The 18,809-nt window shown below is 59.3% G+C and carries 22 protein-coding genes; 19 read left to right on the top strand and 3 right to left on the bottom strand.

Annotated features, from left to right (window positions below):
• Positions 1 to 58 precede the first annotated feature (58 nt).
• From AC01FP_RS12495 to ccsB, 12 genes are all read left to right on the top strand, one after another.
• Entirely contained in the window at positions 59 to 328 is a 270-nt protein-coding gene (locus tag AC01FP_RS12495) for a DUF1214 domain-containing protein (RefSeq protein WP_474480631.1), read from the top strand.
• Positions 329 to 621: 293 nt separating this feature from the next.
• Positions 622 to 954 (top strand): type II toxin-antitoxin system HicB family antitoxin, encoded by a 333-nt coding sequence (locus tag AC01FP_RS12490; RefSeq protein ID WP_474480629.1) that lies wholly within the window; start codon positions 622 to 624, stop codon positions 952 to 954.
• Positions 955 to 1,286: 332 nt separating this feature from the next.
• Positions 1,287 to 1,898, top strand: a complete 612-nt coding sequence (locus AC01FP_RS12485; protein ID WP_474480628.1) for a U32 family peptidase — start codon at positions 1,287 to 1,289, stop codon at positions 1,896 to 1,898.
• Entirely contained in the window at positions 1,792 to 2,163 is a 372-nt protein-coding gene (locus AC01FP_RS12480; RefSeq protein WP_474480633.1) for a hypothetical protein, read from the top strand. The genes AC01FP_RS12485 and AC01FP_RS12480 overlap by 107 nt, the downstream gene beginning before the upstream one ends.
• Positions 2,063 to 2,440, top strand: a complete 378-nt coding sequence (locus AC01FP_RS12475; RefSeq protein WP_474480632.1) for a hypothetical protein — start codon at positions 2,063 to 2,065, stop codon at positions 2,438 to 2,440. The genes AC01FP_RS12480 and AC01FP_RS12475 overlap by 101 nt, the downstream gene beginning before the upstream one ends.
• Positions 2,441 to 2,475: 35 nt before the next feature.
• On the top strand, positions 2,476 to 3,018 hold the full coding sequence (locus AC01FP_RS12470) for a hypothetical protein (protein WP_474480626.1): 543 nt from the start codon (positions 2,476 to 2,478) through the stop codon (positions 3,016 to 3,018).
• Between the two features lie 107 nt (positions 3,019 to 3,125).
• Positions 3,126 to 4,934, top strand: a complete 1,809-nt coding sequence (gene typA / locus AC01FP_RS12465; protein WP_474480625.1) for a translational GTPase TypA — start codon at positions 3,126 to 3,128, stop codon at positions 4,932 to 4,934.
• Positions 4,935 to 4,937: 3 nt separating this feature from the next.
• A complete protein-coding gene (locus AC01FP_RS12460) occupies positions 4,938 to 5,357 on the top strand; it encodes a DUF309 domain-containing protein (protein ID WP_474480623.1) in 420 nt (139 codons plus the stop codon).
• A 71-nt stretch (positions 5,358 to 5,428) separates the two neighbouring features.
• A complete protein-coding gene (locus AC01FP_RS12455; protein ID WP_474480620.1) occupies positions 5,429 to 5,842 on the top strand; it encodes an LptA/OstA family protein in 414 nt (137 codons plus the stop codon).
• Positions 5,839 to 6,567: an LPS export ABC transporter ATP-binding protein gene (lptB, locus tag AC01FP_RS12450; protein WP_474480619.1), complete on the top strand. Its 729-nt coding sequence runs from the start codon at positions 5,839 to 5,841 to the stop codon at positions 6,565 to 6,567. Before AC01FP_RS12455 ends, lptB begins: the two co-directional genes overlap by 4 nt.
• Entirely contained in the window at positions 6,564 to 7,742 is a 1,179-nt protein-coding gene (locus AC01FP_RS12445) for an LptF/LptG family permease (protein WP_474480618.1), read from the top strand. The genes lptB and AC01FP_RS12445 overlap by 4 nt, the downstream gene beginning before the upstream one ends.
• Positions 7,743 to 7,788: 46 nt before the next feature.
• Positions 7,789 to 8,703, top strand: coding sequence for a c-type cytochrome biogenesis protein CcsB (gene ccsB / locus AC01FP_RS12440; RefSeq protein WP_474480616.1), 915 nt, complete (start codon positions 7,789 to 7,791; stop codon positions 8,701 to 8,703).
• A gap of 91 nt (positions 8,704 to 8,794) precedes the next feature.
• On the opposite strand, the gene rpe is transcribed toward ccsB, so the two are convergent.
• Positions 8,795 to 9,478, bottom strand: a complete 684-nt coding sequence (rpe, locus tag AC01FP_RS12435; protein WP_474480614.1) for a ribulose-phosphate 3-epimerase — start codon at positions 9,476 to 9,478, stop codon at positions 8,795 to 8,797.
• Between the two features lie 201 nt (positions 9,479 to 9,679).
• Between rpe and glpX the strand changes: the two genes are divergently transcribed.
• The 7 genes from glpX to AC01FP_RS12400 all read left to right on the top strand — a co-directional run bounded on the left by glpX (position 9,680) and on the right by AC01FP_RS12400 (position 16,646).
• Positions 9,680 to 10,684, top strand: coding sequence for a class II fructose-bisphosphatase (gene glpX, locus AC01FP_RS12430; RefSeq protein ID WP_474480612.1), 1,005 nt, complete (start codon positions 9,680 to 9,682; stop codon positions 10,682 to 10,684).
• A 35-nt stretch (positions 10,685 to 10,719) separates the two neighbouring features.
• A complete protein-coding gene (locus AC01FP_RS12425) occupies positions 10,720 to 12,030 on the top strand; it encodes a glutamyl-tRNA reductase (protein ID WP_474480610.1) in 1,311 nt (436 codons plus the stop codon).
• Positions 12,031 to 12,144: 114 nt separating this feature from the next.
• A complete protein-coding gene (locus AC01FP_RS12420; protein WP_474480609.1) occupies positions 12,145 to 13,440 on the top strand; it encodes a glucose-1-phosphate adenylyltransferase in 1,296 nt (431 codons plus the stop codon).
• A gap of 130 nt (positions 13,441 to 13,570) precedes the next feature.
• Positions 13,571 to 14,989, top strand: a complete 1,419-nt coding sequence (gene gndA, locus AC01FP_RS12415; protein WP_474480607.1) for an NADP-dependent phosphogluconate dehydrogenase — start codon at positions 13,571 to 13,573, stop codon at positions 14,987 to 14,989.
• Between the two features lie 4 nt (positions 14,990 to 14,993).
• Positions 14,994 to 15,734, top strand: coding sequence for a 6-phosphogluconolactonase (gene pgl / locus AC01FP_RS12410; protein ID WP_474480606.1), 741 nt, complete (start codon positions 14,994 to 14,996; stop codon positions 15,732 to 15,734).
• Entirely contained in the window at positions 15,731 to 16,273 is a 543-nt protein-coding gene (locus tag AC01FP_RS12405; protein WP_474480605.1) for a CIA30 family protein, read from the top strand. The genes pgl and AC01FP_RS12405 overlap by 4 nt, the downstream gene beginning before the upstream one ends.
• Positions 16,260 to 16,646: a hypothetical protein gene (locus AC01FP_RS12400; RefSeq protein WP_474480603.1), complete on the top strand. Its 387-nt coding sequence runs from the start codon at positions 16,260 to 16,262 to the stop codon at positions 16,644 to 16,646. Before AC01FP_RS12405 ends, AC01FP_RS12400 begins: the two co-directional genes overlap by 14 nt.
• A gap of 21 nt (positions 16,647 to 16,667) precedes the next feature.
• On the opposite strand, the gene ilvD is transcribed toward AC01FP_RS12400, so the two are convergent.
• Both ilvD and AC01FP_RS12390 read right to left on the bottom strand, forming a co-directional pair.
• A complete protein-coding gene (ilvD, locus tag AC01FP_RS12395; protein ID WP_474480601.1) occupies positions 16,668 to 18,338 on the bottom strand; it encodes a dihydroxy-acid dehydratase in 1,671 nt (556 codons plus the stop codon).
• A 54-nt stretch (positions 18,339 to 18,392) separates the two neighbouring features.
• A complete protein-coding gene (locus AC01FP_RS12390; protein ID WP_474480599.1) occupies positions 18,393 to 18,665 on the bottom strand; it encodes a hypothetical protein in 273 nt (90 codons plus the stop codon).
• Between the last annotated feature and the right edge of the window lie 144 nt (positions 18,666 to 18,809).

Raw genomic sequence — 18,809 nt, 5'->3', positions numbered from 1 at the left:
CGAGGGCAGCCAGTTGGCTTCCGTGTCCTTGCCGGGTGATTCGTTTTGGACATGAAGCGTGAGCCTGCTCGTCGCCAACCCGATCAATCGCTATCTGTTGAACTCGACCATGCTGTCGCAGTTCAAAATGGATGATGACGGCGGGCTCACGCTTCATGTCCAAAACGAATCACCCGGCAAGGACACGGAAGCCAACTGGCTGCCCTCGCCGAAGGGACCTTTATGGGTGGTCTTGCGCCTCTACGTCCCGAAACCCGATGCGCTGGAAGGCAGGTGGATCGCGCCGCCGCTGCAACCGGAGCGTTATCCGTACCCTACAAATACCTGAACGGAAGTCGCGCCTGGTACCAGTAGGCAGTACTATGCTGGAATGAAGCGGAAGCACCAGCGAACCCTTGAGCTGATCTTCTCCCGACCTGCAAGCGGCAGTTTGCCGTGGAGGAACATTGAAGCCCTGTTTCAGGAGTTTGGTGGGAATGTCAGTGAGAGGGCGGGCAGCTGAGTCGCGGTCGTTCTGTTTGGCGAAGTCAGGGTCTTTCACCGACCCCACCCATCGCCCGATACAGACAAGGGTGCTGTTGCTTCAATCCGCTAATGGCTTGAAGAATACGGAGTGTCACCATGAATCTCATGAAAGTGGATGGCTACCACGCCAAGATTGAGTATGACGAGGAAACAGATCAATTTCGCGGGGAAATTCTTGGGCTTTCTGGAGGAGCGGACTTCTATGGATCCAGTCCGGATGAGCTTCGCCGAGAGTTCAAACAGTCATTGGATGTCTTTCTTGAGGTCTGCAAGGAGCAAGGAATTGAGCCCCGCAGACAATTTTCAGGCAAATTCAATCTTCGGATTCCGCCTGAACTACACGAGAAATTGGCGATTACTGCGGAGGTGCAGGGAAAGAGTCTCAATACGCTCGCTCAAGAAGCACTCCAGAGAAGTGTCACGGCATAGAGGAACGGATAACAGGCCCCTTGAGTGGACAGGTCACCACCGATTCCCTGCTTGCGATCTAAAGTCCTTGCCTGCCATTCAGGGGTAGCTTTGAACTAAGCCGCTACACGGCAGATTAAACAGCCCACGAACACGCTGATTGCTTCGCTTTACTACCCCCATACATCCGCAGATGCAGACTGGGTGCTCACGTTGCAATCAACTCAATGCCAACTAAACTCTCGATAAAGCCGTCGAGGCAATGGAGCAGGTACTTCTGCTTACCGGTTACGTCAATCATGAAGTAAAACTGAAAAACGACCGGACTTATCTGCAGTAGGCACCGACCCCACTTGCAGGCCCACCAGCTGCGGCAGCGCCAGTCGGCGATGCCGCTAGAGGTGTTTGTGCATGGCGCCCTTTGCGTTGCCTATTCGGGCCAGTGCCTCGCCAGCGAAGCTCTCGGCCAACACAGTGCCAACCGGGGCGAGTGTGCCCAGGCCTGCCGGTTGCCCTATCAATTGATAGTTGACGGCCAAAAGCGCGATCTTAAGGAGCAGCGGCGCTCCCTGGAGCTGAGCTTCTCGCGAGGGCTCTCCACCGGTTGGTTGGGGGGCCCCAACCACCAGGCCCTGGTGCATGGCCGCTGCAGCAAGAAACGCGGACCACTAATCGGCAAACTTGAGCACTGCAATAGAGACGGTTGGTGGATCCTCCAGACCCAGGCAACCCTCAAGCCTGGAGATGGGCTGTTGTTTGAGGCCCCCGGGACTGGACCGCTGGAGCCGCCACTGGAGGTGGGTGGTCGGGTGATGGCGGTGCAGCAGCGATCTGCAGCTCGAACGCCAGTGGCAGCGCCTGGCCAGCCAGCCGACCCCGGAGCGCAGCCGTGCCCTGTGGCTTCGCTTGCAAGGCCGGGTAGGCGAGCCCCTGGAGCTCTGGGTGAATGGCGCCGAAGGCCTTAATCCGGTGGATATCGCCCAAATCAGCCTGCGTTCTGCTGCAACACTGCAGGCCGCCAGGGACCAAGCCCTCGAGCGACCCAGACTGCTAGCCAAACTGGGACGCCTTCGGCAGCACCTGTTGGCGGCTGGAAAAACTGGAACTGGCCCTAAATGGAGAGCTTTTCCTGCCCCTGGCCCAGCTCAACCAACCGCGCCGCCAGCTAGTCGACGTTCTCGCAGAACTCGAGCCGGGCCCCACCTGCCCCGTAGCTATTTCTTCAGATAAGCAAAAGGCTGATCTAACAGCCGTGCTGCAAGGATTCACCAGCGCAGCCTGTGTATCGCCAGCACCTTCTCCTGTTATGGGAAGGGCCAAAGACTCAACACCACAACTGGCTCGGCTGGTGCGCAGCCTTGAGCAACTGTGCGCCATGCAAGATCAATCAGTCGCGTCTGTGATTGCTGGCCTGGAGGCATCTGGCTGGCCGGAGCGCGCATTACCCGCCCGAATGAGCGCTGGACCCTGGAGCCCCTTGTGCGGGCCCAACCCGATGGCTAACTGATACGAAACGCAGACCAGCTCAAGGTCCTGACCCCGTTGGCTTCCTGCTACGGCGATTTTTCATTAAACCTCGCCAATCCACTCACGGCCACCTGGTTTCTGGAGCAGTGGAAGTTGCTCGCCCAAGTACGGGGCTGCCCGCCAGGGCAGGTAGATGGGACTGTTCACCAGCACATGCCCCTGTTCCACATGGAACACTGCCTGTTTTGCGCCTTTCTCTCCGATGGGCACGACCATACCGACTGCGGCCGACCTTGCGAAAAACACACCGTGCTTCTGCGGGATCGCAGTGGTATTGAGGATCCGCTGCGGGCCGATCTCGGCTGCTGCAACACCCTGTTCAAAGACCGGGCCCATACGGCAGCTGAGGCCTTGCCGCAGCTGAAGCGCTCCGGCGTGCGGCGGTTCCGAATCGAACTCCTGAAAGGATCGGCGACAGAAAGCAAGCATCGCGAGCAGCAATACGCAGCAGCCCTGCGCGGTGAGATCAGCAGTCGCAGCCTCTGGCAGCAGGAACAGTTGGTGAGTCGTCTTGGCGTGACCCGTGGCAGTCTCAAAAGCGGTAGGGGTGTGGGATAGAGTGGGGGTATGGCTTTAAGTCTGCGTAAACGTTTCACAAAACGTTCCGTCTACATAAACTTCAAGTCAACGGTTTCCATTCAACGTAAAAGTAGGGTTTTATTTGTATGAGCGGTGCACACCCAGGCACGCCGATTCGCAACATTGCGATCATTGCCCACGTCGACCATGGCAAAACCACGTTGGTGGATGCCATGCTCAACCAATCGGGCATCTTCCGAGAAGGAGAGGCAGTGCCAACCTGTGTGATGGACTCGAACGATCTCGAGCGGGAGCGCGGTATCACAATTCTCTCCAAAAACACCGCCGTCGACTACGAAGGCATTCGTATCAATATTGTTGATACTCCTGGACACGCCGACTTCGGTGGAGAGGTAGAGCGGGTGCTGGGCATGGTCGACGGTTGTCTGCTGATCGTTGATGCCAATGAAGGCCCGATGCCACAAACCCGGTTTGTACTGAAAAAAGCACTCGAAAAAGGCCTTCGCCCGATTGTTTTCGTCAACAAGATTGACCGGGTCCGCGTGGATCCCGAGGTGGCAGTTGACAAAGTTCTCGACCTGTTCCTCGAACTCGGCGCCGACGACGACCAATGCGATTTTCCTTACCTGTTCGGTAGTGGCATGGGTGGCTACGCCAAGCCCGATATGAAAACCGAGAGCGAGACAATGAAGCCGCTCTTCGATGCGATCCTGCGTCACGTTCCACCTCCGGTAGGGGATCCCGAGAAGCCACTGCAGCTTCAGGTCACCACCCTGGATTACTCCGACTTCTTAGGTCGGATTATGATTGGGCGAATTCACAACGGCACCATCAGGGCCGGCCAGCCAGCCGCTCTGATCCGTGATGACGGCAGCATTAAGCGGGGCCGCATCAGCAAATTGTTGGGCTTCCAGGGTCTGCAACGTGTTGATATTGCCGAGGCTAGGGCCGGTGATCTAGTGGCAGTGGCCGGTTTTGACGAGGTCAATATCGGCGAGACGATTGCCTGCCCCGATCACCCAGAGGCTCTACCTCTGATTCGGGTGGACGAACCCACCCTGCAGATGACCTTTGTCATCAACGATTCCCCCTTTGCCGGTAAGGAAGGCAAGTTTGTGACCAGTCGCCAGGTGCGTGATCGCCTGCAGAAGGAGCTGCTAACTAACGTCGCCCTACGAGTGGAAGACACCGATTCGCCGGATCGCTGGGCCGTAAGCGGCCGAGGTGAATTGCACCTCGGCATTCTGATCGAAACCATGCGCCGTGAAGGCTATGAGTTTCAGGTATCCCAGCCCCAGGTGATCTTCCGCACCATTGATGGCACCCCGTCGGAGCCCTACGAAACTTTGGTGCTTGATGTGCCCGAGGAGTCTGTTGGATCCTGCATCGAGAAGCTTGGCATGCGCAAAGCCGAGATGCAGAACATGGAGAACACCAACGATGGCCGCACCCAGCTGGAGTTTGTGGTTCCTGCCAGGGGCCTGATTGGCTTCCGTGGCGAATTCATCCGCGCCACTAGGGGCGAAGGAATTATGAGCCACTCCTTCCTTGACTACAGGCCCATGCAGGGAGAAATGGACAACCGTCGTAATGGCGTTTTGATTGCATTTGAGGAGGGCACAGCCACCTTCTATGCACTCAAAGGTGCTGAAGATCGCGGCCAGTTCTTCATTACCCCAGGCACCAAGGTATACAAGGGGATGATCGTCGGTGAACACAATCGACCGCCAGATCTCGAACTCAACGTTAGTAAGGCCAAGCAGGTAACCAACATCCGCTCCGCCGGCGCCGAGGTGCTTGACACGCTCCAAGCACCTATCCAAATGACCCTGGAGAGGGCCCTTGAATACATTGGACCCGACGAAATGCTCGAGGTCACACCTGAATCAATCCGTCTGCGCAAGCTGGTTTCCAAAAAAGCCGCCAAGCGCTGAACGGTGCCCCTTGATCCAGAGAAGCTGGGCCTAACTGAAGAACAAGACCTGCTGGCTGACCACCGCTTGAGAGAAGCTGTTGACTTGTTTAACAGCGGGGAATGGTATGCCTGCCATGACTCTTTTGAAGCCCTCTGGCATGAAACTGCAGGGGGCATGAGGCCGGTTTTGCAAGGAATTCTGCAAATTGCAGTGGCTGAACTCCACCTGGAACAGGGCAACATTCGCGGCGCCACAATCCTGATGGGGGAGGGCGTTGGCCGCCTTAAAGCTTGTCCACCTGATGCCCTCAATCTTGATCTAGTAGCTCTGGGCAAGTGCGCCATGCAGCGCTTGCAGGCATTGCAGTACCAGAAATCCCTTGAGGGCCTGGAGTTGCCCAAATTGCTCGAGGTACAGTCCTTTAACCGCTATGTAAATTGAATAGACGCATTCATAAGACCCCGCTGTTGGTCCTACTCCTTCTGCGTTCATTTCCCCTGCGGCTGGCAGCCGTGCCCCTAACCCTGGCGGCACTGTCACTAGGTCCAGCGGCAATGTTCAAACCAGCGATTGCAGCCCCCGCCATAGTGACCCCCACCAGCGGTCTGGTAACAATTGAATCCGACCTGCAAAAAGCTGACAACAGCACGGGGGTTGTGACCGCAACCGGCAACGTTCGGATCGTCTACCCCGACCAACGGGTGGTGGCCACAGCACGCCAAGCCCAGTACTTCACTCGAGAGGGCAGGGTGGTGCTTAGCGGTGACGTTGATGTAATTCAGGAGACGGGTCACAGCATCAGAGCTGAAAAGCTGGTTTATCTGGTCGAGAGCGAGCGCATCGTTGCTGAGCCCGCAGCCGGTGAACAGGTGATTACCCATTACCGGCTCAATGCGCCTGTGCCAAATCCAGGTCTGCAGCCATGAGCCTGGAGCTTGTCGATGTGGCGCTGGCCATTGGCGGCCGGCTGCTGGTCAACCACGTATCGCTGCAGTTGGAGCCAGGCGAAGTTGTGGGTCTGCTTGGGCCTAACGGGGCCGGCAAAACCACCACCTTTGGCCTGGTGACAGGTCTCTTGCGCCCCGACTCAGGTCAGGTGTCGATGGATGGCATTGCGATCGAGAGCCTGCCCATGCCTCAACGGGCCCGTCTGGGCATTGGCTACCTGCCGCAGGAGCCCAGCGTGTTTCGTCAGCTGACTGCACGTGACAACCTCAGCCTGGCCTTGCAGGAAAGTGCTACGCCGCATGAGCTTAGGCGCCAGCGCCTCAATAGCCTGATCGAGGATTTTCACCTCACAGAGTTTCAACACCGCAAGGGATATCAGCTGTCCGGCGGAGAGCGGCGGCGCTGCGAGGTTGCGCGGGCATTGGCGGTGGGTATCGAGGGACCTCGCTACCTGCTGCTAGACGAGCCCTTTGCCGGGGTAGACCCGATCGCGGTGTCGGATTTGCAGCAGCTGATCCACCAGCTGAAGGGGCGGGGCATGGGGCTGCTGATTACAGACCACAACGTGCGTGAGACCCTGGCGATTACCGATCGGGCCTACATCCTTTCGGAGGGTTCGATCCTGGCCTCTGGCAGCTCCGAACAGGTGGGTTCAGACCCCTTAGTCCGTCGCCATTACCTAGGAGAATCCTTCCGGCTATGAGTTGGACCCACCGAGCACGCCAGCAGCTGCTGGGCCCATGGCGCCAGTTGCCCCTGCTGGATCGCTGGCTATTAGCTGAGCTGATCGGCCCACTGATCTTCGGTGTAGCTGCTTTCACCGCAGTATCACTCTCTGTGGGTGCCGTATTTGAGCTGGTGCGTAGGGTGGCGGAGTCGGGGTTGCCCCTCGATGTGGCCGTGCGGGTGCTGCTGCTGGAAATGCCCTCCTTTCTGGTCCTCTCGTTTCCGATGGCCACGCTGATGGCTACCTTGCTGACCTACTCGAAGCTTTCGAGCAACAGTGAACTCACAGCCTTGCGCAGTGTGGGCGTGGCCACTTGGCGAATGGTGCTGCCCGCCGTTGCCATCGCCTTGGTGATGACAATGCTCACATTCACCTTCAACGAGGCCATCGTGCCGCGCACCTTGTTTGAAGCAAAAAACACCCTGAATCGAGCGATTGGCAGGGCTGTGGCTGGCGAGCAAAAGGACAACGTCATGTTTTCAAAATATGGTCAGATAGAGGCGGCCGATGGCAGCTCAGAGCGGGGCCTAACTCACTTTTTCTATGCCCAACGCTTTAACAAAGGTGTGATGGAGCGGGTCACCCTGCTTGATCTTTCCCGGCGGGATCAACGGCTGCTGCTCAGTGCCGATCGGGCACGTTGGAGCGAGGCAGATGCCCAGTGGGAATTCCTCGATGGCCATGTCTTTGGGGTCACTGAAGGATCGGAGAGCTCCACCACCTCAGCCGATTTCGACCGCTACCTTTATCCCCTTGGTAGCCAGCCCCTGCAGATAGCCAAATTGCCGAAGGATTCCAATTCAATGACGATTGGCCAGGCCCGCACAGCTGAGCGACTGCTCAGGGAGGCGAGTGATTTGCAGGGCGCCCGCAAACTACGTGTGCGTATCCAAGAAAAATTCGCCTTTCCTGCTGTCTGCCTGGTGTTTGGCTTGATCGGTAGCAGCCTGGGGGTACGTCCCCATTCACGCCGCAGCCGCAGCCAGGGCTTCGGGCTAAGCGTGCTGCTGATCTTTGGCTACTACCTGGTGGCCTTTGTTTTCAGCTCGCTCGGGGTCAAGGGCACACTTAGCCCTTATTTTTCCGCCTGGCTGCCGGTGGTGATCGGTTTGGGTGGCGGCATGTATCTGTTGCGCCAGGCCAGCCGCTGACAGAGCCGGCCATTCGCCAAACTGACGTCATATCGAGCCAATGCCCGTGCCCGCCTTGTTAAACGATCCGGTGCTTGGCCTGGGTCTGACGGCGTTTGCCCTGCTACTGATTGCCCTGCCGCTGGCCTTTTGGTCCCTAAGCGGTGGCAGATCAAGCACGGCCGTCCGCCTTCTAGTTGCCGGAGCCAATCTCTGCCTGACGGCCCAACTGGTGCTGCGCTGGTGGGATTCTGGCCATTTCCCGATCAGCAACCTCTACGAATCCCTCTGCTTTCTTGCCTGGGCCTGCACCCTCACCCAGCTGCTGGTGGAACGCAGCTGGCCCTCGCCGCTCGTTCCTGCTGCGGCAACCCCCATGGCACTGGGCTGTGTGGCGTTTGCCAGCTTCGCCCTACCTGATCGGCTCCAGGAGGCCTCGCCGTTGGTGCCTGCCTTGCGCTCCAGCTGGCTGGTGATGCACGTCAGCGTGATCATGATCAGCTACGCGGCCCTACTGGTGGGATCCTTGCTGTCATTGGCGGTGCTGTTCACCGACCGGCAAAACACCTTGGAACTACGCAGCAGCTCCATCGGTAGTGGTGGCTATCGCCAGGCCCAACTGGCCACCCCCCAGCTGCAACTGAGCAGCGTGGCCATGCCCGCGGTTGAGCAACTCGATTCGCTCAGCTACCGCACGATCACTGTGGGCTTCCTGCTTCTATCGGTAGGCCTGGTGAGTGGCGCTGTCTGGGCCAACGAAGCTTGGGGCAGCTGGTGGAGTTGGGATCCGAAGGAAACCTGGGCTCTGATCTGCTGGCTGGTCTACGCCGCTTATCTGCATACGCGTCTGATCCGTGGCTGGCAGGGCCGTAAACCAGCTCTGGTGGCTGCAGCCGGTTTGGTAGTAATCGTTGTTTGCTACATCGGTGTGAACTTACTGGGCATTGGCCTACACAGCTACGGCTGGTTTTTTGACAGCTGATTCGGGAATCGATAAACCGGAAATACCCAACGCCAAAAGTTCGGGCTAAAAACAAGTCCAGCGCAAAGGTGCGCTGGACTTGTAATTTTGCTCAGGCGGCAACAGCCACCGGACGCTTGCTGTTGCGGATGCCAGTGATTGCCTTCGCGTAATCGGGCTGGTTGAACACACCAGAACCGCTAACTATGGCATTGGCGCCCGCTTCAATTACCTTCCAGGCGTTTTCAGCCTTGATGCCGCCATCCACCTCAATCCACGGATCCAAGCCCCGCTCATCGCACATGCGGCGCAGGTCGCGAATCTTTTCAACCTGGTTGTCGATGAAGCTCTGACCACCGAAACCAGGATTTACACTCATGATCAGCACCAGATCGCAGAGCTCCAGGCAGTAGTCCAGCGTGTCTAAAGGGGTGCTGGGGTTGAGCACAGCACCAGCGAGTTTGCCAAGATCCTTGATCTGGGCAAGGTTGCGATGCAGGTGGGGACATGCCTCAACCTGAACCGAAATGATGTCGGCGCCAGCCTTGGCGAAATCGGCTACATATCTCTCGGGCTCAACGATCATTAGGTGAACGTCGAGGGTCTTGGTGGTTACGGGCCGCAATGCCTGCACGATCAAGGGTCCAATGGTGATGTTCGGTACAAACCGACCGTCCATCACATCAACGTGGATCCAGTCGGCACCAGCTTGGTCGACAGCACGCACGTCGTCGCCTAGACGGGAGAAATCGGCGGACAGAATGGATGGGGAGATCACCAGGGATTTGGTGCTCATGCTGGGCCTACCGCTCGGGGGGTTTGGATTGTAGGAACTGGTCTGCAGACAAGACCTGAGAAGCTCCTGGGTTCAATGGCCGCGGGCACTGATACAGTTACGGCCGCTTCATGTTCGAAAGGCCAGGCAGCATCAGGATTCTGACCCCGTGTCCCGCCCGGCCGACGCCATTACTGAAGCCCATTCCCCTGCCGGATCACCGTGGATCGCACCCTCATCCAGGAAATTCTCGAGGTCGTTGAACAAGCTGCCATCGCCTCTGCCGAACTGACCGGCTTGGGCAAAAAAGATGAAGCTGACGCTGCAGCCGTGGAGGCCATGCGCACCCGCATGGGCCTTATCCAGATGCAGGGCCGCATTGTTATCGGCGAGGGCGAGCGCGATGAAGCTCCCATGCTGTACATCGGTGAGGAAGTAGGCAGTGGCACCGGCCCCGGCGTCGATTTTGCCGTTGATCCTTGCGAAGGCACCAACCTTTGCGCCAACAGCCAGCGCGGCTCTATGGCAGTGCTGGCTGCTTCTGATCGTGGTGGACTTTTCAACGCTCCCGACTTCTACATGAAGAAGCTGGCTGCGCCCCCTGCCGCCAAGGGCAAGGTGGACATCCGTAAGTCGGCCACCGAGAACATCCAAATCCTCAGCGAGTGCCTTGGTCTTGCCGCCAGCGAACTCACCATCGTCGTGATGGACCGCGCTCGTCACAAGGATCTGATCGCCGAGATCCGGGCCACTGGCGCCAGGATTCAACCCATCTCGGACGGCGACGTTCAGGCTGCCATCGCCTGCGGTTTTGCAGGCACCGGCACCCATTGCCTGATGGGCATCGGCGCTGCCCCAGAAGGGGTTATCTCCGCCGCAGCTATGCGCGCCCTTGGCGGTCACTTCCAGGGCCAGCTCGTGTACGACCCGGCCGTTGCTCAGACATCTGAGTGGGCCGACTACACCAAGGAAGGCAACATCGCCCGTCTCAACGAGATGGGAATCACCGACGTCGACAAGATCTACGAAGCAGAGGAGCTTGCTTCTGGTGAAAACGTTGTTTTCGCCGGCAGCGGCATCACCGATGGCCTGCTGTTCCACGGCGTCAAGTTTGAGAAGGACTGCACCCGCACCAGCTCCCTGGTGATCAGCAACCTGGACAACACCGCTCGCTTTACCAATACCATCCATATGAAGGATGGAGCCCAGAGCATCGCGCTGAGCTGACGCCCGCCACAGTCCGAGCACCCCAGCCTGCCTCCATGCACATTGCCGTCGTCGGCCTCAGTCATCGCACGGCTCCAGTGGAGATCCGGGAGCGCCTCAGCATCCCGGAACAAACCATGGAGGCTTCGCTGCAGCAGCTGCGGGCCGACGACCAAGTGCTAGAAGCATCTATCCTCAGCACCTGCAATCGGCTGGAGATCTACACCCTGCTCCGCCATCCAGAGCAGGGAATTTCTGCTGTTGGTGCCTTTCTGAGCCAACACTCCGGCCTTGCAGTAGAGCAGCTCGCTCCACATTTATTTACCTTTCACCACGAGGAGGCAATCAGCCACCTGCTGAGGGTTTCAGCAGGGCTCGATTCCCTAGTTCTTGGGGAGGGGCAAATCCTCTCTCAAGTAAAAAAAATGGTTCGGCTTGGCCAGGAGCACCACTCCGTTGGGCCAATCCTCAATCGGCTGCTTACCCAGGCGGTTAGCACCGGCAAGCGGGTGCGCACCGAAACCAACCTTGGTACTGGCGCTGTCTCGATCAGTTCAGCGGCTGTAGAGCTGGCCCAGTTGAAGGTAGGCCAGGCCCGGGACCTCGATGAGCTGGTGCCTCTGGATCAAGAGCAGGTGGCCGTGGTGGGAGCGGGCCGCATGGCACGTCTGCTTTTGCAGCACCTTCAGGCCAAGGGCTGCAGGGGCTTGGTTCTGCTTAATCGCACAGTGAGCAAGGCGGAGCTACTAGCGGCAGACTTCCCAGCCCTACCTATCCAGTGCCGCCCCCTCGACGACCTGGACCATTGCCTCAGCACCTGCTCGCTGGTATTCACCAGTACCGCCGCTGAGACTCCGATCATCACGGCGGAGCGCCTTAGCGGGCTGAATCGCCGCTCCAGCCTGATGCTGGTGGACATCGGCGTGCCTCGCAACATCTCGGCAGATACGGCTGGTCTGCCCGGTGTTCAGGCCTATGACGTGGACGATCTGCAGGAGGTGGTTAATCGCAACCAGGAAGCTCGGCGCGAGATGGCGGTTGAGGCTGAAGGGCTGCTGCAGGAGGAGTCTCGTGCCTTCCTGGAATGGTGGGACGGGCTTGAAGCTGTGCCCGTTGTAAACCGGCTAAGGCGCCAGCTTGAAGACATCCGTGAGCAGGAGCTCCAGAAGGCCCTAAGCCGCATGGGTCCAGACCTTTCAGCCCGGGAGCGCAAGGTGGTTGAAGCCCTCAGCAAGGGCATCATCAACAAGATCCTGCACACCCCTGTTACCAACCTGCGGGCCCCCCAACCGCGCCAGCAGCGACACAGCGCCATGAGAGTCCTGGAGGATCTGTTTGAACTGCAGGAGCGTCCGCCAGAGCCTTGAACCAGCCCCGGCATTGGGCACTGCAACAGTTCGTGCCGCAGGGGATCAAAAGGCTCGCCCAACAGCAGGACGCTCAAGTACGGTCAGCCCCGAGACCCGCTAGTAGCAGGATTTATGAAGCGTGTACTGGCGATAATTTTGGGAGGCGGTGCTGGTACCCGCCTTTACCCTTTGACAAAAATGCGGGCCAAGCCAGCCGTGCCACTGGCAGGTAAATATAGGCTAATTGATATTCCAATCAGCAATTGCATCAATTCGGAAATTAACAAAATATATGTACTTACCCAGTTCAATAGTGCGTCGCTGAATCGTCACCTGACGATGAGCTACAACCTTTCGGCTGGATTTGGCCAAGGCTTTGTGGAGGTACTGGCAGCCCAGCAGACCCCAGAAAGCCCAAGCTGGTTTGAGGGCACGGCGGATGCAGTTCGCAAATACCAGTGGCTGTTCCACGAATGGGACGTGGACCATTACCTGATTCTTTCCGGTGACCAGCTCTACCGGATGGACTACAGCCGTTTTGTTCAACACCACATCGACACCGGCGCCCAGCTCACTGTGGGTGCCTTGCCAGTGGACCCCGCTCAAGCCGAAGGCTTTGGCCTGATGCGCACCAGCAGTGATGGCCGTATCCAAGAATTTCGCGAGAAGCCCAAGGGTGCGGAGCTTGAGACGATGCGAGTCGACACCCAAGCCCTTGGCCTCTCGGCGGAGGAGGCAGCCAAGCGCCCCTACCTCGCCTCGATGGGCATTTATGTATTCAGCCGCGACACCCTCTTTGACCTGCTGAGCAGCAACCCCACTTCCACGGACTTTGGCAAGGAGATCATCCCCGCCTCCCTGGCCCGCGGTGACCGGCTCCAGAGCTTCCTCTTTGACGACTACTGGGAGGACATTGGTACTATAGGCGCCTTCTATGAAGCCAACCTGGCGCTTACCGATCAACCCAACCCGGCCTTCTCCTTCTACGACGAGAAGTTCCCGATCTACACCAGGCCCCGCTACTTGCCCCCCAGCAAATTGCAGGACGCCCAGGTAACCGCCTCGATCATCGGTGAGGGCTCCCTGCTCAAGGCCTGCAGCATTCACCACTGCGTACTGGGTGTGCGCTCCCGCGTTGAAGATGAGGTGGTGCTCCAGGACACATTGCTAATGGGAGCCGACTACTTCGAGTCTTCCGAGGAGCGCCTAGAACTGCGGGAGCGTGGGGGCATCCCCCTGGGTGTAGGCAGCGGCACCACCGTTAAACGGGCCATCCTCGACAAGAACGTGCGGATCGGTAACAACGTCACGATCGTCAACAAGGACCACGTCGAGGAAGCTGACCGGCCTGAGCTCAATTTCTACATCCGCAACGGCATCGTGGTAGTTGTCAAAAATGGCACCATCGCTGACGGCACCGTGATCTGAGCAGGGGAAGCTGCCGCTGTGTCAGGCCAAAAACCAGGAGTTGCTGACACCTTTGCCACCAAGTTGTGACGGATGCCTGGGCTGACCAGCACGCTTCGCCACACTGTCGCCAAAAGCTTCAAATTCAGTCATGGGTAAGGCGCATTTCGGCCTGATCGGTTTGGGAGTGATGGGGGAAAACCTCGTCCTCAATGCTGAGCGCAACGGCTACTCCTCCGTTGTGTTCAATCGCACCAAGGCCAAAACCGATGAGTTTCTGGCAGGTCGTGGCGCCGGCAAGGACATCGTTGGTGCCGCGACCCTTGAGGAGTTCGTGGCGACCCTGGAGCGTCCACGCCGCATCTTGATGATGGTCAAGGCTGGCCAGCCCGTTGACGACACGATTGCGGCAATCTCACCCTTCCTTGAGGAGGGTGACCTGCTGATTGACGGAGGCAATTCTCTCTACGCCGATACGGAACGGCGCGTTGCCGAGCTAGAGAGCAAGAGCTTCGGCTACATCGGCATGGGCGTCTCCGGTGGCGCCAAAGGGGCCCTGGAGGGTCCGAGCATGATGCCCGGTGGCACCAAGGCGGCCTATGACGCCATCGAACCGCTGGTGCGCAAGATGGCAGCCCAGGTCGACGATGGTCCCTGTGTCACCTACATCGGCCCCGGTGGCGCTGGCCACTTCGTCAAAACGGTGCACAACGGCATCGAATACGGCATTGAGCAGATCCTGGCTGAGGCCTACGACCTGATGAAGCGGGTTGGCGGACTGAACGGCGACCAGATGGCCGACGTCCTAGCCAGCTGGAATCAAACCGAGGAGCTGGCCTCATTCCTGGTGGAGATCACGGAGGTCTGCCTGCGCACCAAGGACCCCGAAACCGGTGCTGATCTAGTTGAGGCGATCGTTGACGCAGCAGGCCAGAAGGGCACTGGTCTTTGGACCGTGGTGAGTGCCCTGGAGATGGGTGTACCCGTGCCAACCATCTATGCCGCCCTTAATGCCCGAGTGCTGAGCTCGCTGCGCCCTGAGCGACTCGAAGCGGGCGCCCTGCTGCCAGAGCCTGCCGCCCACAGCTTCAATCTGGGCACTGCTGCAGATGACATGGCTCCCCTGCGCGATGCCTGCATTGCTGCCTGCATCGTCAGCTACGGCCAGGGCATGGCCCTGCTGCAGGAAGCCTCAAAACTCCACAATTACAACCTCAATTTTTCGGCTATCGGCCAGATCTGGAAAGGGGGCTGCATCATCCGGGCCCGCTTGCTACAGCGAATCCAAGATGCCTATGGCACCAACCCCAGCCTGGCCAACCTGATGCTCGACCCCTGGTTTGCCGAGCAGATCAACAGGCGTCTGCCGGGGCTGCGGCAGGTGGTTGCCGGCGCGGCCCTGGCGGGTATTCCCGTGCCTTGCCTGAGCAGCACCCTCGATTACATCGACAGCTACCGCAGCGCCCGCCTACCCCAAAACCTGGTGCAGGCCATGCGCGACTGCTTTGGCTCCCACACCTACGAGCGGGTCGACAAGCCTGGCAACTTCCACACCGAGTGGCTGGACTGAACCAATGACCCCAATCACTCCAGTCTCCACCACTCGCTATCGCCTTGTGGTGGCTGAGTCGGCCGCTGAGCTCGCCCGTCAAACGGCCCAAGCCCTGGCCTCAGAGCTTGATCAGGTATTGGCCCAGCGCGATCGCGCCCAGATAGCACTGGCCGGCGGTGAGACACCGAAGGCGACCTATCGACTCCTTGGTCAGCAACACCTGCCCTGGGATCGGGTCGATGTCCTGCTCGGCGATGAGCGCTGGGTGCCAAGCGACGACCCCTCCAGTAACGCCCGCATGTTCAGGGAAACCTTGATGGCGGAGCTCCCCGGTAGCAAAGCCAGCTTGCATGCGGTTCCCACCCAGCTCGCCAGCCCGGAACAAGGAGCTGCAGCCTACGCAAAGCTGCTGCAACAGCTGTGCGGCGACTTCCCGCCAGTACTGGACGTGGTGCTGCTCGGCCTCGGCGACGATGGTCACACCGCCTCGCTGTTTCCCGGTACCGCTGCACCGGCGGTGCGGGACCGCTCCGTAACCCTGGGGGAAGGCAAGGGTCTGCCCCGGGTCAGCCTTACGGCCCCCACCCTTTCAGCGGCGCGGCGGGTGGTCTTCCTGGTGAGCGGCGCCGGCAAGGTGCAGGCACTTCAACGTTTACTCGATCCGGAAGAATCGCCCCTGCGCACCCCAGCCAAGCTGGTGCAGCCTGCCAGTGAGGTGCTGATATTTGCTGACCAAGCTGCAGCAGCTGGAGTTCGCCCGTGATTCCCATCGCTAGCGGCGACGGCTTCAGTGGCTGGCATGCTCTCAATGACACGGTGATGGGTGGACGCAGCCAGGGCAACTGCCGGATTGCCTCAACGGGGCTGGAGTTTGAAGGCACGCTCGTTGAGGAGGGAGGCGGCTTCATCAGTTGCCGCTCGCCCCTATTTTCACCCCCCCTCGATCTCTCCAGCTGTGAGGGCCTCGAAATTGAGCTGCTGGGTGATGGAAGACGCTTCAAACTGGCGGTTGCTTGCGCCGACGGCCTCGCCGGCCTCACCAACTTGATCCCGGGGGGCCTGCGCTGGGTGATCGAATTCGCTACGGAGTCCGCAGGCCCCAGCCTGCTTCGGATTCCTTTTGCGGACTTACGCGCCTCAGTGCGCGCAAAACCGGTGGGCCTCCCCCTGCACTTTGACCCAAGCCGGATTACCCGGCTTCAGCTTCTGCATTCGCGTTTTGCCGATGATGGCGGGCTTAACGCTGGCTTCCGTGCTGGCCCAATTCACCTAGAACTGCGCGGCGTCCGTGGCTACCCCTGAGTTAGCCAACACCAACCTGCAGCAGCTGGTGGCGGCTGCTGCCGATCTCTGCCGGAAGCCTCTGAGCCACGCCGTATTGCCGCTTGGTGACAGCCAGCGCTGCGACGATTGCTGTCTGCGACTGGAAGCCAGGCAGGCGGATGGGGAGCGCTACCCAGCCGCCGATCTCGAACTGGAGATCTATCGCAGTGGCAACGACCTCAACCTCACCCTGGCCTGGTGCCACGACCATCAACGGCCGCTGCTCTGGCAGGGAAGCCATCCGGTGTGGATGGAGCCTGAATCCGGGCTCCGCTGTGAGCGTCCAGCAGATGGAGCCCCCCTTGAGGCCCTAGCGCGGAGGCTAAGGGCCCTGCTGGTACCGATGGATTAAAGCTGGTATCTACCTCTGAAATCAGATCTCGTCGGTGACGGCACCCCTGCTGCTACTACCGACCAGACGGGCGTACTTGCCAAGTACACCGGTGCGGTAGCGAGGCTCTGGCTTAACCCAGGCGGCCCTGCGGCGAGAGAGCTCCGCATCTGGCACGTTGAGCTGGATCAGCAGTTTGATGGCATCCACCGTGATGCTGTCCCCTTCCTCAACAAGACCGATGGTGCCGCCAACGGCAGCCTCGGGTGCAACGTGACCCACCACCAGACCAAAGGAGCCTCCTGAAAAGCGGCCATCCGTGATCAGGGCCACCGAATCGAGCAGGCCCTGCCCCACGATCGCCGCCGTGGGACTGAGCATCTCCCGCATGCCAGGGCCACCCACCGGGCCCTCGTTACGCACCACAATCACATCGCCAGGATTGATCTGCTTGTCGAGGATTGCCGCCAGGCAGGACTCCTCACTTTCAAAAACCCGTGCGGGCCCAGTAATTACAGGATTTTTAACACCACTTATCTTGGCCACGGCTCCCTCCTCAGCGAGATTGCCCTTAAGGATCGCTAGGTGCCCCTTTGGATACAAAGGATTGCTCAGTGGACGGATCACGTCTTGGTCTGAGGAGGGCTGGGAGGGAACATCTATCAACACCTCCGCCAGGGTTTTGCCCTCGATGGTGTGGCAATCGCCATGTAGTAAGCCCGCATCGAGCAGCAACTTCATTACCTGGGGGATGCCCCCAGCCTGATGAAGGTCAACGGTCACGTAGCGGCCACTGGGCTTGAGATCGCAGATCACTGGCACCCGCTGGCGGATCATCTCAAAGTCGTCGATGCTTAGCGGTACTCCGGCGGTGCGGGCTACGGCCAGAAGGTGCAACACGGAGTTGGTAGAGCCACCCACCGCCATTATCACGCTGATCGCGTTTTCGAAGGCCTTACGAGTAAGTAGATCACTAGGCCGGATATTTGCCTTAAGTGCATCAACCAAAACCGCTGCGCTGCGGTCAGCACTCTCTGCTTTCTCCGGGTCCTCAGCCGCCATGGTGGAGCTGTAAGGCAGGCTCAACCCCATCACCTCAAAGGCGGCACTCATCGTGTTGGCTGTGAACATGCCACCGCAGCTGCCCGCGCCGGGGCAGGCATTCTTCTCAATCGCCAGCAGCTCGGCCGCGTCGATGCGACCACCGGAAAACTGACCCACCGCTTCAAAGGCGCTCACCACGGTGAGGTCACAGGGGCCGAGCCGGCCGGGCTTGATTGTGCCGCCGTACACGAAGATCGAGGGGATATTCATGCGTGCCATGGCGAGCATGGCGCCGGGCATGTTCTTGTCACAGCCGCCGATTGCCAGCAAGCCATCCATGCTTTGGGCGTTGCAGGCAGTTTCAATCGAATCGGCGATCACCTCACGGCTAACCAGGGAATACTTCATTCCCTCGGTGCCCATCGAGATGCCATCGCTCACCGTGATGGTGCCGAACATTTGGGGCATGGCACCGGCTGATTGGGCTGCAGTTTCGGCGCGCTGAGCAAGCTCATTTAGCCCCAAGTTGCAGGGCGTGATCGTGCTGTAGCCGTTGGCGATACCGATGATCGGCTTGTCGAAATCTCCATCACCAAACCCCACTGCCCGCAACATGGCGCGGTTGGGGGATCGCTGGATGCCTTGGGTGATCGCGGCGGAGCGGAGCATGGTGGCGGGTCGAGCTCGAAGAAACCTACCCACCGACCAGGCTGGGGAAAAGCCTCAGTCCTTGATGGCCATGGTCTCCAATTGACGGCGCACGTCGTCAATTGCCTTGTTGAGTTCATGGACGCGATCGTGTAGGTCACGCTCCGAGCCGGAGACCACCGACGCGGCGGCGATTCCAGTAGCCCGAGTCGGTCGGCCATTGTGCCGGCGGCGCTCAGCCTCAGCCAGCAACCACCAGGCCAGGCCAGCAGCACCAATAACGGCACCGGCCAGCACGCTGAGGCTCGAATTGCGACCAGCGGTGGAACTGCCGTTGTAATCGCCCATCGGTTACGTGCTCTCTTAAATAATCCTAGGCAGGGGTTGGCAAATCATCCAGAACCGTGCCCCCAAACAATCTTTTTTGCACATCGCCAATACCGGGGACGATCGCACCGGCTTCGTTTAATTCCGGATCGATGCCGGCGGCGT

This window comes from Cyanobium sp. NIVA-CYA 375 (genome assembly GCF_056108345.1).
Note: the sequence above shows the minus strand (reverse complement) of the source record. Positions and strands in the feature narration are given on the sequence as shown.